Source organism: Nocardia sp. CA-120079 (assembly GCF_050955745.1).
Taxonomy (GTDB): Bacteria; Actinomycetota; Actinomycetes; order Mycobacteriales; family Mycobacteriaceae; genus Nocardia.
Window position 1 is genome coordinate 7906988 of sequence record NZ_CP192088.1, and the last position, 15591, is coordinate 7922578.

The 15591-nt window shown below is 64.0% G+C and carries 18 protein-coding genes; 4 read left to right on the plus strand and 14 right to left on the minus strand.

What is annotated here, in order from left to right:
* The first annotated feature begins 12 nt into the window (after positions 1–12).
* Both ACQPYR_RS36040 and ACQPYR_RS36045 read left to right on the plus strand, forming a co-directional pair.
* Positions 13–756, plus strand: coding sequence for a TetR/AcrR family transcriptional regulator (locus ACQPYR_RS36040; RefSeq protein ID WP_433623546.1), 744 nt, complete (start codon positions 13–15; stop codon positions 754–756).
* Between the two features lie 144 nt (positions 757–900).
* The gene (locus ACQPYR_RS36045; protein WP_433623548.1) at positions 901–1332 is read left to right on the plus strand and encodes a type II toxin-antitoxin system Rv0910 family toxin; all 432 of its coding nucleotides are present in this window, start codon (positions 901–903) and stop codon (positions 1330–1332) included.
* 17 nt (positions 1333–1349) lie between these two features.
* Here the strand turns inward: ACQPYR_RS36045 and ACQPYR_RS36050 are convergent, their stop codons facing one another.
* The 14 genes from ACQPYR_RS36050 to ACQPYR_RS36115 form a co-directional block, all read right to left on the minus strand.
* Positions 1350–1967: a hypothetical protein gene (locus tag ACQPYR_RS36050; protein WP_433623550.1), complete on the minus strand. Its 618-nt coding sequence runs from the start codon at positions 1965–1967 to the stop codon at positions 1350–1352.
* Between the two features lie 38 nt (positions 1968–2005).
* The gene (locus ACQPYR_RS36055) at positions 2006–2974 is read right to left on the minus strand and encodes an MlaD family protein (protein WP_433623552.1); all 969 of its coding nucleotides are present in this window, start codon (positions 2972–2974) and stop codon (positions 2006–2008) included.
* Positions 2971–4008, minus strand: coding sequence for an MlaD family protein (locus ACQPYR_RS36060; RefSeq protein ID WP_433623554.1), 1038 nt, complete (start codon positions 4006–4008; stop codon positions 2971–2973). The genes ACQPYR_RS36055 and ACQPYR_RS36060 overlap by 4 nt, the downstream gene beginning before the upstream one ends.
* 68 nt (positions 4009–4076) lie before the next feature.
* Positions 4077–5150 carry an MlaD family protein gene (locus tag ACQPYR_RS36065; protein ID WP_433623556.1) on the minus strand — a complete coding sequence of 358 codons (1074 nt, stop codon included), beginning with the start codon at positions 5148–5150 and terminating at the stop codon, positions 4077–4079.
* A 29-nt stretch (positions 5151–5179) separates the two neighbouring features.
* A complete protein-coding gene (locus tag ACQPYR_RS36070) occupies positions 5180–6223 on the minus strand; it encodes an MlaD family protein (protein WP_433623558.1) in 1044 nt (347 codons plus the stop codon).
* Complete coding sequence (locus ACQPYR_RS36075; RefSeq protein ID WP_433623560.1) at positions 6211–7218, minus strand: MlaD family protein; 1008 nt, start codon at positions 7216–7218, stop codon at positions 6211–6213. Before ACQPYR_RS36075 ends, ACQPYR_RS36070 begins: the two co-directional genes overlap by 13 nt.
* Complete coding sequence (locus ACQPYR_RS36080; protein WP_433623562.1) at positions 7215–8291, minus strand: MlaD family protein; 1077 nt, start codon at positions 8289–8291, stop codon at positions 7215–7217. The genes ACQPYR_RS36075 and ACQPYR_RS36080 overlap by 4 nt, the downstream gene beginning before the upstream one ends.
* 5 nt (positions 8292–8296) lie before the next feature.
* Complete coding sequence (locus ACQPYR_RS36085; protein WP_433623564.1) at positions 8297–9163, minus strand: ABC transporter permease; 867 nt, start codon at positions 9161–9163, stop codon at positions 8297–8299.
* Positions 9163–9960: an MlaE family ABC transporter permease gene (locus ACQPYR_RS36090; protein ID WP_433623566.1), complete on the minus strand. Its 798-nt coding sequence runs from the start codon at positions 9958–9960 to the stop codon at positions 9163–9165. Before ACQPYR_RS36090 ends, ACQPYR_RS36085 begins: the two co-directional genes overlap by 1 nt.
* A gap of 66 nt (positions 9961–10026) precedes the next feature.
* Entirely contained in the window at positions 10027–10725 is a 699-nt protein-coding gene (locus ACQPYR_RS36095; RefSeq protein WP_433623568.1) for a TetR/AcrR family transcriptional regulator, read from the minus strand.
* Positions 10726–11109: 384 nt separating this feature from the next.
* Positions 11110–11307, minus strand: coding sequence for a ferredoxin (locus ACQPYR_RS36100; protein ID WP_433623570.1), 198 nt, complete (start codon positions 11305–11307; stop codon positions 11110–11112).
* Between the two features lie 13 nt (positions 11308–11320).
* The gene (locus tag ACQPYR_RS36105) at positions 11321–12505 is read right to left on the minus strand and encodes a cytochrome P450 (protein WP_433623572.1); all 1185 of its coding nucleotides are present in this window, start codon (positions 12503–12505) and stop codon (positions 11321–11323) included.
* A gap of 20 nt (positions 12506–12525) precedes the next feature.
* On the minus strand, positions 12526–12882 hold the full coding sequence (locus tag ACQPYR_RS36110) for a DoxX family protein (RefSeq protein WP_433623574.1): 357 nt from the start codon (positions 12880–12882) through the stop codon (positions 12526–12528).
* 278 nt (positions 12883–13160) lie between these two features.
* A complete protein-coding gene (locus ACQPYR_RS36115) occupies positions 13161–13829 on the minus strand; it encodes a TetR/AcrR family transcriptional regulator (protein WP_433623576.1) in 669 nt (222 codons plus the stop codon).
* A gap of 324 nt (positions 13830–14153) precedes the next feature.
* Between ACQPYR_RS36115 and ACQPYR_RS36120 the strand changes: the two genes are divergently transcribed.
* The gene (locus tag ACQPYR_RS36120; protein ID WP_433635335.1) at positions 14154–14675 is read left to right on the plus strand and encodes a flavin reductase family protein; all 522 of its coding nucleotides are present in this window, start codon (positions 14154–14156) and stop codon (positions 14673–14675) included.
* Between the two features lie 53 nt (positions 14676–14728).
* Complete coding sequence (locus tag ACQPYR_RS36125; RefSeq protein WP_433623578.1) at positions 14729–15580, plus strand: fumarylacetoacetate hydrolase family protein; 852 nt, start codon at positions 14729–14731, stop codon at positions 15578–15580.
* The last annotated feature ends 11 nt before the right edge of the window (positions 15581–15591 follow it).

The following is a 15591-nucleotide window of genomic DNA, read 5'->3' on the forward strand; positions in this document are numbered from 1 at the left end:
TATAATGATCACGTGTCCAGTCTGTCGATGCGCAACAATGCGAGTGTGACCACTGCCGATTCAGACGCCGCCGAGACCCCGGCTCGCCGATCCCCTGGCCGTCCACGGGTCCCCTTCGACCGGATCGTGACGACCGCACTACGCATCGTCGACGAGGAAGGTGCCGACGCGCTGTCGATGCGCACGCTCGCCCACCGTCTCGAAACGGGCACCGCCGTGCTCTACCGAGCAGTCGCCAATCGCGCCGAACTCATCGCCCACGTGGTCGACTGGGTGCTCGGCGAGATCGAAATCGACGACGACGCGCCCGACGGCGACTGGCAGCGCGCGTGCGTCACTGCCGCGGAGGCCATTTTCTCGGTGCTGCACCGTCACCGCGGGATCGCGCCTCTGCTCATCGAGCAGGTGCCGGTCGGGCCCAATTCGCTCGTCTTGCGCGAGCGAGTCTTGGCCACACTGCTCGCCAACGGGTTTCCGCCGGAGTCCGCGGCACTCGTCTACGCAACCATTGCCCGCTATGTCGTCGGCTTCGCCGCACAGCTGCAGGGCCACGACACCGAAGCCAACATAAACCCCGCGACAATCACCGCGCTCTATCGTCAGCTCGATCCGGCGCAATTCCCCGCCACGATCGCCGTCTCCGATTGCCTGCCGAGGCAAACTCTGGAAAGCGAATTCCGCTTCGGCCTGCAGCTGCTCGTCGCGGGACTCGCGCCGCTGCACGACGCCGTGGCCGGCGCGGCCGGCTCCGCCTGATTCGTTCGGGTTCCGCTGCTTTCGATCCACCTTGGCGGCGAGTGTTAATTCGGCTACGCTGTATCCGAATTAGTCACCCGAACTCCGCGCGGCGACAGCCGCCGTTGCGCGAGATCGCGAGTGTTCCGAGAACAGGAGAATTGCATGCGTACCGTGCAAACCAGCGCCAGCTACCAGGCCAGTCCCGACGAGGTCTGGAAGGTTATCGGCGATCCGTCGCGCTGGGGCGAGTGGCTCGTGATTCACAAATCGTGGAAGAGCGCCGTCCCAGCCCAGCTCACCAGTGGCGATACCGCTACTGCCAGTGCGAACGTGATGAATATGCCGGTCACCATCGACTGGACTTTCGAGAATGTCGACGCGCCACGCTCGATCGCCATGGGCGGAACCACAAGGGCCGGAGTCAAATTGGCGCTCGCCATCAGCCTTCGAGACGAGGCCGCGACCACCACGGTCGACGTGACAGCCAGTATCGAAGGCGGGATGATCGACGGCCCCATGGGCGGGGTCTTCAAGAACTCCGTCGTCGGCGCCTTGGATAAATCGCTGAAGAAGGTTCAGGGGCTCGTCGCCTGATCATTCAGTGGCCCTGATCATTTCAGTGGGAGAGCACCGTCCATTCCGCCGACGTCGGTAATCTTCCATCCCGCACCCGAATCGACGGTGACGTTATACGTCACCGTCGTTTGGCCTCCGTCGGGAGTCTGGGCGTTGGTCGAGTGGACATTCAGGAAAACGTTTACCTTGTATACGCCGCCGGTTTCCGAGATGACCACCGCACTGACCGGCGTTGCGGTCGAGGACCACTTCAACGGCACCAAGATTTCCTGCAGTTTCGGTGCGGTGGCATCGAATTTATTGGCCAACTGGGGGCTGGTGTTCGCCTTCAGCTTGGCAACCCACGCGTTGTAGTCCTGAAAGTTGATGGTCGAAGCGCCGACCGCATAATCCGTGGCGACCTGCTCGGCACGATGGTCGGCGGCGACCGCGGCGTCGCGGTCGCTGAGCTGACCGCGAGCCGAAAGCCACAGCGCGGCGAATACGCCCGTTGCCGCCACCAGAGCGATAATCGCGGCTCCGAGTGCGATTGCGGACAGTCGTATCGACACCGTCCCCGATGCCTGCCCGGCCGCTACGGATCGCTCCTCTGCCCGCACCGGTCGGTCAGTTGTCTTTCCGTCGTCGATTCGGTCGTTGGTATCGATTGTCATGTGTACTCCTGGGGTGTTGTTTTCGATCTGTGCGGCCGCTATTTGACGTTGATCTGCAAACGCAAGGCGCCGTCCCCGGTTTCGGCGAGTGCTTGCGAAATCAGCGCACTGAGGTCGACGCGACTCAGCTGCCCGGCGGCGTGCGTGGCCAATGGAGTGAGCACCGGCACTAGCTTCGCCATGTCGGGACCCATCTGCTCGAGGTAGTCGGTGAATTCGGCGGTGAACGGAATGAGGCCGGTGCCTTCGACATACATGTCCGGCATCCGTCCGATTCGGACGAGTCGCTCGATGGATTGCGCGAGGTTGTCCGCCGATGTTCCGATTTGGTTCCAGCCGGGGGCGGCGGCGCTCATCGCCGGACCGGTCCAATCCATATCCGCGCCCAACGCCTGCAGGTTGGTGAGCATGCTGTGGATGGCATCGGTGCGGGCCAGCAGGGTGGCCGCGAGCAGGCTGGTGGATCGAGCCAGCTGCGGCACTATCACCTCGGTGCCGGCCAGCCCTCGGGTGAAGGTGTCGACGATGTCACCGATCGCCTGTGGGTCCAACTGTTCCATCAGATGGGTCACCTGACGGGCGACCTCGGGTATCGAGGTCGGCGTCCGAATGGTCCGGGTATCGATATGCTGTCCGTCGCGCAGATAAGGGGCGGTGCCGCCTTCGGCGGGAGTGAATTGGACCTGTGGTTCGCCGAGCGCGGAAAGGTTTTCGATGGTGACCGTGCTTGCCACCGGGATGTGGTAGTCGTCGCGTACTTGCATGCTGACCTGGACGCCGCCGTCGCCGTTGCGCACGGAGACGACCTTCCCCACCCGAACCCCGGACAGCAATACCGGTGATTCCGGACCGAGGCTGCCCGAATTGGTCAGTGTCATCGTCAGTTTGGTATAGCTGGTGAACCAGTCGACGCCGACTACCTCGAACGTAAGGTAGGCAAGAGCGACCAGTGCTACCAAGGCGATACTGCTCAACGACACCGCGGGACCGAGGATTCGTGATTTCAACGCACTGCTCCGATCATGCGCAAGGTGTCGATGATCCGACCGGTTTGTTCCTGCGCGGGGACCCCGTTTCCGGCGTCGACGCCGGTGATATCCACTTTGGGCCCATGCTCGACGAACGGGATGATCTGGTCTCGAAGCAGTGACACGAGCCGGTTGAGGTTCGATGGCGCGTTCAGGTCCAGTGGCCGATCGGTGAACAACAACGGCACGAATGCTTTTGCGGCGGCATCGCCCGCCGTCACCAGGGGCGTCATCCAGGTCAGGGCGTGGGCGATGTCGCCCATCGAACCAGCCAGCCCGAGCACGAGGATCAGGGATTTCAGCGCCGAGGTGACGTGTGTGGCGCCTTGCTCGTTCAGCAGTCCGTTCATTGCTCGATCGCGGTCGAGCACCATGGCCACATTGGCTTCCATACCGTCGAGGAAGTTGTCGACCTCGCCGAGATGCTGTGCGACGTCGGTGAAATCGGCACCGATGACCTGCGCGATATGAGCGCTGTCGGAGGGCTGTTCGGGCAATACCGCGTTCATGCGATTGACCAGGTCCTGGAACTGCTGCACCGCGCCGCCCTGAACGAATGTTGCCAGGCCGGCCATGACGTCTTCCACCTGTACGGCTGGTTTCGTCTGTGCGATCGGGATGGTGCCGCCGTCGGCGATGGTTTTGTCGAATCCGTTCGCCGGTGTGGTCAGCTCGATGAAAACGTCACCCAGCAGGGTGTTCTGCCGCAGTTGTGCGGTGGTGGCGGTGGGCAGTTTCACCGCGCGATCGATGTCGAGGTCCGCGATCACGTGGCCAGGGCCGGTGGCCGCGGGATCCACCACGCTCACTTTCGCGAGGTCACCGACCTCTACGCCGTTGGCCATCACCTTCGCCCGCCCCGGCAGATTGAGCGCATTGGCGAACTCGACACGCACCCGATAACCATCGCCACGGCCCGTGCCCGGGACCGTAATGGCCGACGGATCGAGCGCGCAGCCGCCCAGCGTGCATCCCGTCACTGCGAGCGCGAGCAGCTTTGTCGTGAGTTTCATTGCACCCCAGTGCTTTGCGCGGTTGCCGAGCGGAGTTTTCGACCGCAGTAGCACCGCGTACCCGTTCTTCATTTCGTTCCCGCCATGGCAAGTACCAGCGGAACCAGATCGATGTCGGCCAAACCGTTTGCGCTGGAGCGACACCGGCCGGGAAGAGCGGCATTGATCGCCGCACACATCTGATCGGCGTCAGGTTGGGCGAGCGCCGCTTTGGGCGCGGCGTAGGCGAGTGCGACCTGTCCGGTGCTGGGATCGACCGACCTTCGGAAGGCATCGGTGAGTGTCGGAATCATATCGACCAACTGCTCGAGTGTGCCGACATTGGCGCCGACCCATCGGACCAACGGCACGCTCGCTCGCACCACGTTCAGCAGTGAGCGCCCGAATTTCGTGGTGATGTCGTTGAACCAGGGCAGTAGTACTCGCAGCGCGTCGATGATGCCGACGAATGGCGCGATGACCTCGTTGTTGGCTTGGTCCAGCATGCCACTGAGTCGCGTGAGCATATGTTCGACGTCGCCCCAGTTGTTCTTCATCGCCGCGCTGAGTGTATTGATCGCATCGATCAGTTCGCCGATGCGTCCGATGGCCGCGTCCGGTGATTTCAGCGCATCGCCGAGCTCGAAGAGCAGCTTGTTGAGCGAATCGCCGGTACCCGACACGGCGCTATCCAGGGCCGAAACGCCGCCGCTGACGGTGCTCTGTCGGGCTGGGTCGTCTGGCGTGCTCATCTCGGTCGCGAGCTTCGACAGGGCATCCAGTGTCTGGGTCATGCTCTTCGGGGTGAGTGCGCGGGTGATGCATCGACCGGGGTCCCACATGGGTGCTGGTTTCGGCGCCGACAGCATCGCGAGGTTGCGGTCGGCGACCAGGGTGTCCGACAGTGTCACCGCCGAAACGTCGCCGCGCAGTGGGTGATCGGACTCGACTCGAAAATCGACCCGCACCCCGTCACCGGATGGTTCGATCCGGCTCACCGAGCCGACCGGGATGCCGAGCATGGTGACGTGGCTGCCCAGGTAGAGCCCGGCCGCGTCCGGCATCATCGCGCAATACGAGCGCATCGGCTTATCGGCGCCGGTCAGCACGACGTACCCGGCGGCGGCGATCACGACGATGACCAGGACTGCCGAAACCGACATGAATCCGCGGGAAGCAAGAAATCGGCGCATCAGCAAGACCTCCCCGGCACTGGAATGCACAGTGCGGGCGCGGGCACAGTTGTCGCGGATCGGTCTACGGCGGGACCACTCGGTCCACCGGCGATCTGCTGCAACTGCTGCCCCAGGTGCTCGACGGTGGCCACGACCTGGTCGAGTCGGCCGGCGAGCCGATTCAGCTCGGGGACCAGCTCGGCGAGCTTGTCGAGCATGGGTTTCAGCGAGCTGTCGTAAGCAGGCTCGGCCGCCGCGAGGCGCGAGAGCATCCGTTCGGTCAGATCCAACGACGCGCGTAGCTCGGCCCGCTTGCCGACGAGGATGTCGGTAGTGAGGTTGAGTTCGCGATTGAGTCGACCGTACAGCGCGGTGTTGCCGCCCATCGCACTCAAGTACTCCTGCGAAACCGCCAGTGCCCGTGAGACATCCGCGTTCTGTCTGTCGAGGATATCGACGATCGAATCCACCGCACGTCCCAGCTGTCGCAGGCCGTCCGGGCTCCGGACGAGTGCCGTCTGCAGCTCGCCGAGATTCTGCCGCAGGGTTTCCCCATCCACCTCGCGGATCGGGGTCACCGCGTCCTGGAATGCCTGACCGAGCGTATATGGAAGGCGCACCCGCTCTTTCGCAATCACTTTGTGGCGCAACGGTTTCGAACCAGCCGATGTCAGTGCCACATAGTGGCCGCCCGCGATGGTGAGCATGCGGATGTCGAGGGTGGACTGATCGCCGACGAAGACATCGGAATCCACCGTGAAGGTCATGTGCACCCGGTCGTCGTGCAGTTCGAGCGATTTGACCGTTCCAACGGTGATGCCCGCCATGCGTATGTCCTCACCGGCGCGGATGGCTCCGGCCTCGGTCATATCGGCGCCGTATTCCGCCTGGCCCGGTGGCATTGCGTACAGGACGCCACAGGCAGCCAGTACCAGCACCACCGCGGCCGCACCGATCAGGCCCAGGCGCAGTTCGCGTCGGCGCACCGATCGGTCGTCGGCGACGGGGCGATCGCCGGCAAGGCGAATCCGTTTGCGAAGTCCAGAAATCAACGGTTGCATAGCTCGATCCTCTGACCGCCGATGAATACCCGCAGCTGCGCTGGCACCGACGCATTTCCTTTCGAACAAGTCCCGTTCATGCCCGGTCCGGCCGTCGGCAACATCGCATCGAGCGCCTGCAGGAGTCCGGGGAGTTTGCCCAATACTTCGGTCGCCGCCTGCGGATCGGGAAACGCGGCGTGCAGGGCATTTTCGAGGTCGGGATTGGTGTCGGGGGTGAATCCGAGGGTCGCGAACATGTCGTCGATGGGACCGAGCACCGGCGGTGCGGTAAGGGCATAGTCGACGAGGCCTTTCAGTTTGTCCTCCAGCACGGTGAACAGATCGGTCAGGCCCTGGATCAGAGTTTCCAGATACTGCGACTTGCCCCCGATACGGTCGTCGATGTCGTGCAGGTTGCGGACCAGCGTGGAGATCACGGTTTGCCGATCGACGGCATAGCGGCTCAGTTGTTCCACGGCGTCCAGCGCGGGTCCCAGGCCGGTGCCGTTGCCCTGGATCACCGCGAGGACGCTTTCGGCGAGTTGGTTGAGTGCGCTGGGCGAAAATTCCCGAAGTACCGGTTGTAGCCCGTTGAACAGGGTGGTGATGTCGAAGGACGGGATCGTGTGCTCGGGCGCGACGGTCGCGCCTGCCGCCAGCCTGTCCCCCGGCGCGGCGGGTTGGCGTAGATCGATATACCGCTGGCCGGTCAGCGTCTGGTAGCGGATCGCGAAGGTGCTCGTCTCGAACACCGGGTGGTCGCGCTGCACGCTGATATCTACCGAGGCTCGTCCATGATCCAACGCGATTGTCAGTACCTTGCCGACTTGCACGCCGTACATCCGCACATCGTCGCCGGGCTTCAAACCATTGGCGTCAGTGAAAATGACGCGGTACGAGTCGGTGTCCCCGGAGACGGGCCGCTCGATCGCCGCCACCACCGTGGCCAACAGCACCGCCATCACGGCCCCGAATGTCACGAGCCGCAAAACCACACCGATGGTCGATTTCATCGTGTACCTCCCACAATCGCAGCCGGACCGCCCGGTGCAGGGGTCACGCCAGCGGCGCCGAACAGTGGGGCGGCCAACACCGGAAATCCGCGCAAGGTGAGCTCGAGTCGCAGAACCGGTCCCTCGGGGGTGTCGACGAACGAATTGTCGATGCGTTCCAAAAGGGTTCGCAGTTCCGCACTCGACCGCTGTGGGGTGGGCACCATCTGCGCCATGACGTTCAGCAACGGTGACAGCACGTCGCTGTAGCCGGCGTAATGCCGCTGCCCGGTGAGACCCAGGTTTGTGATCGCGGGGAACAACTGGTTGGCGATCATGTCGACTCCGGAGTCGAACAGCGGCTGGTCGGTGCGCAGGACTTCGATGTTGTTGATGTGGTCGAGCAGATCGACAGTGGCACCGGCGAATTCGGCCGTTCCATGCAGTGTGGAGGCGTACTGCCCGATCAGAAAGGACGGATCGTAGCGCTGGGTGTCGGCGACCGCACGGCCCAGCATCACGACGGCTTCCAAGATCGGGGTGAAGGCCTTGGCATCGGTGGCCAGAGCGGTCAGCACATCGGCCAGTTGTGGCGTCAGTACCCGGTCGGTGGTTTGCCCCAGCGACCGAATCAGTGTGCCCAGCGTGGCATTCGAGACTCGAGACGCCGATGCGCCGGTGAGATCGACATTCCCGCCGTCGTGTAACGGGACACCGCCCTGGCCGCGGCGCAACTCGACCTCGCTGATGCCGAACAGGTTCGACGGCGCATAGTCGAGGACGAGCGCGTCGGTGAGTCCGGTGAGCTGGGACCCATCCAACCGCAGCGTGATCTGCTGCTGCCCCGCCCCGGCACTTTCGATGCCGGTGACTTCGCCGATATTCACCCCGTCCAGCCGCACTCGCGCTCCGGTGACAATGCCGTCGCCGATCTGCTCGGTGCGCAGCGTTACCCGCATTCGCTCATCCGCACGCACCGCCTGAGACCCGGCCCAGACCGCGACAACGACCGCGACAACGGCCAGGGCGATCACGCCCGTCCGCCGTGCGGACTTCCCGGTGGTGGCTGCCCCTGGCAAACCATACGTTGGCATTCTCGCTACCCCGTGAATGTGATCGTCGCGCTGAAACCCCAGATGACCAGGCTCAACAGCATGTCCAAAGTGATGATCGCGACGAAACTGGCTCGCACCGCCCGTCCGGAGGCGATACCGACGCCTTCCGGTCCACCGGTCGCGAAAAACCCCTGATAGCAATGGATCAGGATCACCGCGATTCCGAAAACCATCACCTTCAGCACGGCAGCGGCAATATCGGGACCACTGACGAATTGGCTGAAATAGTGCTGGTAGACCCCCGATGCCTGGCCGTGGACGCCGACGACGACCAACGTGCAGGACAGATAGCTGAGGATCAGTGTGATCAGAAAGGTGGGCACGATCGCGACGACACCGGCGATCACCCGGGTGGTCACCACGAACGGAATCGACCGCAGACCGAGGCATTCGATCGCGTCGATCTCCTCGGATATCCGCATCGACCCGATCTCCGCGGTCATCCGGCATCCGGCCTGCGCCGCGAATCCGATACCCGCGATGATCGGCGCCAGCTCCCGAGTGCTCGCGAACGAGGAGACGATCCCGGTCAGCGGGCCGAGCCCGATCATGTTCAAGGTGCCGTACGACTGGATACCCACAGCCGCCCCGAGCACCATACCCAGCAAGATCAGCATCGGCACCGTGCCGCCGCCGACGATCAGCGAGCCTCTCCCCCAGGTCGTTTCGCTGACGGCACGAATAGTTTGCGTCCGATAGTGCTTGAGCGTCAACGGGATCGCCGACAGGACCTGCCAGCAGAACGACAGCATGAACCCGATCGAGTCGATCGGCAGCAACAGCCGTTGCCGCCGGCGGACCACTCGATACGCCCAGCGCAGTCCCCTCGGCGCGTACGGCGTCGCGGTCATCAGGCCATCCTCGTCGGTACGAACATCTGAACCAATTGGCTGACAACGAGATTGACGACAAGCACGGACACCACCGACAGCACCACCGAGGCATTCACGCCATCGGCCACGCCGCGGGGACCGCCCCTGGCCTCCAGCCCCCGCTGGCAGCCGATGACCGCCACGATGAACCCGAACAGGATCGCCTCCAGCAGCGAGATCCCCACATCGGTGACCGTGGTGAAGGAACCGAAAGTGGCCCAATAGCTGCCCGAGGTCACGCCCTGCGCGCTGATCGCGACGATGTAACCCGCGGCCACACCGGTGAAGATGATCAGCACGTTCAACAGCGGTGCGACCAGCACCATCGCGACAATGCGCGGAATCACGAGCCTGCGAACCGGACTCACTCCCATCACCCGCAGCGCATCCACTTCCTCGCGGATAGTGCGCGCGCCCAGGTCCGCGGCGATCGCCGCGGCGCCGGCACCGCCGAGTAGCAGTCCCGTCGCGATCGGGGCGCCCTGCTTGATCACCCCGAGCCCGCTCGCCGCCCCCAACAGCGAGTCACCGCCCAATTCTCGGATCATGTTGCCGATCTGCACCGAGACGATGACACCGAACGGAACCGCCATGAGGATCGCGGGCAATGCCGTGACCGTGACCATGTACCACGCCTGATGCAGCATCTCGCGCCACTGGAAACGGCCACGCACCAGATCCAGCAGCCCCTCCCGAACGGATTCGATCGCGAGATCGACCGTCCGTCCCCAGGTGCGTAGGCCCGATACGACGGTATCGGAGAAATTTGTTCGCACGATCCGCAGCGCGGATGAATCTTTGCGCTGTGCGGTCGACACTTTGGGTGCCAGAGTCAAACCAATCTATCTTTCGCTCGGGATGCTCTCGCATACCGGATGTCCCAGGGTGAAGAGCACCTGCTGGGCGAGGGTCTCGATCCACTCGGCCGTCACAGCGGCCGGATCACGCCGCGAAGTTCGCAGGATCGCCAGAACGACCCCGCCGGTCAGATCCAGAGCGGCTCCCACATCGTGGACGTGGAAGCACCCCGCCGATAGCCCGGCACGAATGCCGAACGATAGGCGTGAGCCGATGTCGGGGCTATCGAGAATCCGGTACCGCGCGGCAAGGACAATCGCGGCGGTGTCGGGATCGGTGACGCCGAGCGCACCCAGTGCCCGCAACTGCGCCCGGACGAACTCGACGGGCTCATCGACGCCCGTGACAGCGTTGTCCAGGATCCGGGCCAGCTCCTCGACCACCTCGGCGATAACCGCGGCGAACAACTCGTCTTTGCCACGGAAGTGGTTGTAGAAAGATCCGGTCGCGACACCGGCGTGACGTGCCAGATCGGCGATCCCGAGACTCGCGGCGCTGCCGCTACCCAATGCCCGACGGCCTGACCGCATCAGCGCCGCGCGCGTGCGCAGTCCGCTCCGTGTCCGGGCATTCACCGCCTCGACATCCTGCGACTCCCCCCGCTCGGGGCTGCCGTGAACACTGTGGTCACGAAGAGCGGATTTAGGGTCGATCTGGTCCTCGACAGTAGCTCGTCCACGCATAGTGGATACAGTGTGACCGCTATCACGACAGTCGTCAACAGGTTTCAGCAACATTGTTGCCGTTATTTTTCCGATGCAATTCGGCTACGGTATAGCCGAATTAAATGCCAGGTAGAACAATGTTTGTGCATGAATCCAGCTCGGTGCCGCACTGCTGGGGAGTACCGACGCAAGGCCGTCCCCGGATGGTGCGTACGACCTCGCTGCGGTGGGTTACTGATCCAGCGTGACGTCCGGTCGCAAAAACAAGACCGAGGATTGACTCTCGACGAACCTCAGGCTGCGGGAAAGCGATCCCGCACATATTCCTCGCCACGATCGATCAAGCCCGAGAGCGCGCCCTTGAAGCGGGCAACCCACTTCGAGAGCGCGGGCTGAGCTGGTTCACGAGATCTCCCGCAGCGCCGCGACCGGACAGGAGCCCACGGCCGCACGGGCGTCGGTCACGAGATCGCCGGGCACCTCGCCACCATCGAATCGGTAGATGAGCTCGGCGTTGTCATCGAGGGTGAACACCTCGGGGGCCTGCGCGGCGCACAGACCGTGTCCCTCGCACCGGGGGTAGTCGACGGAAATCTTCATGGTGGCTCCTCTATCAGGCTGGAATGAGTTGCAGCGGAAGGCGTTCGAAGCGGTGGATGATGTTGTTGATCGCCCACTCGGGTTCACCGACGATCTCGATACGATCAACACGCTCGACGAGCGCGGCGAGCATGGCCTGTGTTTCCAGCCGCGCGAGACCTTGACCGGCGCAACCGTGTACTCCGTGGCCGAAACCGAGTTGACGCGTCGCGTCCCGGCCGATGTCGAAGGTGTCGGGAGCATCCCATTCCAGCGGGTCACGATTGGCCGAGGAGTAGATCACCACCACCCGCGAGCCCGCCGGGATGCTGGCTCCGGCGATGTCGGCATCACGAATTGTCTTGCGGGAGAACGCACGTAACGGTGATTCGAATCGAACGACCTCGTTCACCGCATTCGGTATGCGGGTGGGATCGTCCTTGAGCAGCTGCCACTGCTCGGGGTGGCGTGCGAAAAGGTACATGGCACTGGCGATAGCGCTGATCGTGGTATCCAACGACGGGGCCAGGTAGTCGACCAGCAGGGCGGGGCATTCAGCGCGGGAAAGCTTGCCGTCGTCGGTGGCCTGCAGCACGTCCTGCCCCACGCTGCCCGGCAGCAGGTCCCGCTCGCGGGCGAGCTGTCGCGTGAAGTGCATCATCCCGATCGCCGACGGTGCGGTGCACATCGACTGTCGATTGAGTGGCCCGAGGGCGTCGAATGTTGCTCCCGCCCACCGCAATAAGTGTTCTCGGCCGTGCTGGGGCCAGCCGATCAGATCCGGCACGACCGAAAGCGGCAGCGCGGCCGCCAATTCGGCACCGTCGATATGCCCCTGCGCGACGGCCTGCTCGACGGCCGCGACCGCCTGCTGGTCGATCGATTCACGCATCGCGCGCAGTGCCCGCGGGGCCAGCCGACGAGCGAGCAACGCGCGGCGGCGGTTGTGATCCTCGCCGTCGCTATTGAGAGTGGTGCCTGTCGAGAGCCGGTTGGCCACCGGATTCAACGCGACCCCGGCTCCGGAGATGAATGTCCGATCGTCGAGCAGGGCGGCTTTGCATTCGCCATAGCGGGGCAGCGCATAAGCGCGTTGCTTGGCCAGCCACACGACAGGCCCCAGTTCGCGCAACCGCGCATAGTGCGGGTAAGGGTCGAGAATGCCCTGGCGCGAATAGATGTCGGGGCGATAGACGGGGACGTGGGCTCGATTACGCATCGCAGTTCCTCTTCGAACAGTCACAGGTGTGCGCCGAACACAGTCACGACATAGGCGACCGCCAGCACACCGACGCCGATCGCCGGTGCGTACTCGGCCACACCGTCACCGACCCTCAGATGGGAGATGACGGCGCCGATCATGAACAGCACCAGCCCGATTCCGGCCGCCGCTCCGAGCGGCCACCAGACCATGCCGGCCAGCACGCCCAAGGCCCCGGCAATCGCCAGCACACCGACGCCACGGTAGGCGGTCACCGAATAGTGCAAATGCGCGGCACGCTGACGCATCGACGCCACGGCCAGCGCCATGGCCACACCGGCCGGCAGAAATACGACCGCCAACAACACGGCGAACACGATGGATGCGATCGTCATCGACCCACACCTACTTTCCATTCGATTGCGTATGGACCCATGGGATGGCCGGTGTCCAGCCAGCCGCCAGTTCTGAAGTTATCGTCACTCATGATGACATGACCAGTCAAGGATTCTGAATATTTCGTCAGTAGCACTCTCGACAGCACCGACCGCCGCGGCACCGATCTCGTGCACACACCCGTCGAGGAATTGCACCGAGGCCGCGGCCGCGCAACTCACCCCGTCATGCGGGATAACTCGCTCGACGAGCTATCCGCGAAACCCCTTGCTGGACTTCAGGATCCATAGAACTCGTCGAGCAACGGCCGAAGCGGCGTCTCTACGTCGAGAGTGGGGTCCAGTGCGGCGGCCGAACGCAGCGCCGCGACAGTCAGTTCGATCAGGGATTCGACCACGGCGTCGACGTCGAACGGCTCATTGTTCTGCAGCCAATAAACGGCGGCCTCGTCGATCGCGCCGACAATCGACCGGATCATCATGCGCAAGGCCTGATTCTGCGGGTCGAGCCCGAGCAGCGAGATCCAGGCCTCGATGGTCTGCCACCGGCCTGCCTCCAACACTTCCCAGGCCTCGGGATCGGCGCCCCGACCACCCAGTACCAGGCGTAATGCGAGTCCCCGATGTGCGGCCAGATACCGGAACTGCGCGGTGAACGCGCTGCGCATCTGCGCGGCCGGCGATATTTCGGGACGCAGCACATGGGTCTGCAAGATGCGATTCGACGTGTCCCGTATCGCCTCCAAATAGAGGCCACGCTTGGTGCCGAAGTAATGGAACACCAGCCCATGGGCGGCATCGGCGGCCCGGCAGATATCAGCCACGGCCACCTCGTCATAACTGCGCTCGGCGAACAACTCGACCGCGGCATCGACTAGGCGCTGCCGAGTTTCGGCGGCCTGCGCGGCGCGCGAGATCGGTCGGCTCTTATCGGTCGTGCTAGTCATTGCGCCCTCCATCGCCGAACACCTCTGTGCCCGATAGTGCCCGGTGACCTGGGAAAAAACAAGTTGATTTCAAGTCATTGACATGAAATCAACGAAATGGTTACGCTGCTGGCAGGGCGCACGATGTGACCCGACTCACCCATCCACCGCGGTAGCAGGACTGGTACGTCGCACCGTTGCCGTGCGTTGTTCAGGGCGGATCGCAACAAGGAGGCGACCATGGAGGCCCGGAAGAAACTGGCCCGCATCGGCGGGCACCTCGCCAACCCCGCGGCCCCGGTGCCCGGAGAAACTCAGCCCCCCGGGTTCTCGCGGAGTTATTGGATGAGCAACAGCTTCGGGACCGAAGCCACGCCGTCAGCGTTGACCACGCCCAGCGGTCCGGACCAACTGCGGCTGGCCTTCGGTTGTTTCCCCAGTGGCGTTATCGCGGTCTGCGCAATGCGCAACCAACGGCCCGCAGGCATGGTGGTCAGCTCGTTCACCTCGGTGTCGCTGGACCCAGCGCTGGTGTCGATCTGCATCATGAACAGCTCCCGGACCTGGGCGTCGCTGCGCGATGCGCCCAGGCTGGGGCTCAGCATCCTCGGTGACGAGCAGGAGCCGATGTGCCGGCAATTGGCCTCGCGCTCCCCGGATCGGTTCGCGGGCGTGGAATACGAGTGCACCGCCGAGGGCGCCGTGCTGCTATCCGGCGCGGCAGCCTGGCTGGACTGCGCCCTGCACGACGAGTTCCGCGCAGGCGATCACACAATCGTCGTGCTCGCCATCCGCAGCCTCTACGCACATCCCACCACACGCCCCCTGGTTTTCCACGGCTCACGGTATCGGCGTCTCGTCAGTTGACGGACTGTCGAATTCAGCAGTGCTACAACATCTTTCAATCCAAGGAGCGACAAATGAAGATCGGTAATCTCGGTGATCGCCTGGTCATCGTGACGGCAGCCGGAGCCGTCGACGTCGAACGCGCCAGCGGCGGCCGCTTCACCGCCGAGCCCCAGGCGATCTACGAGCGTTGGACCGCGTTCCGGGAGTGGGCCCACAGCGCCGACCTGCCCGCCGCCGAGCCGTTGGACCCCGCGCTCCTGCGACCTCCGGCGCCACGCCCACCACAAATCTTCGCCATCGGACTGAACTACCGGCAGCACGCCGCCGAGTCCGGTCTCGACCTGCCGAGCGATCCGCTCGTGTTCACCAAGTTCGCGAGCTGCCTGACCGGTGCGCACAGCAGCATTCCCGTGCCGACCGACGGAACCGCCGACTGGGAGATCGAGCTGGCGGTCGTGATCGGTGTCGGTGCCCGCAACGTCTCGGCCGACCGCGCCTGGGAGCATGTCGCCGGCGTCGCCGTGGCCCAGGACATCTCCGAGCGATCCGTCCAATTTCGGGGTCCCGCACCGCAATTCAGCCTCGGCAAATCTCTTCCCGGCTACGGCCCGATCGGCCCCTGGCTGGTCACCCCCGACGAGCTGCCCGATCCCGACGACCTGCACATGACCTGCACGCTCAATGGAGAGGAAGTGCAGAAGACAAGTACCAAAGACATGATCTTCCCAGTGCCGCAGCTGATCTCACAGTTGTCGGCTTTGCTCCCGCTGCTGCCCGGTGACCTGCTGTTCACCGGCACCCCCGCCGGCATCGGCAGCGCGATGAATCCGCCGCGCTTCCTGGAGCCCGGCCAGACCCTGATCAGCCGGATCGACGGTGTCGGCGAACTGCAAAACCCCATCGTTGCCGCCGATCCAGCGTGAACCCTGCCGAA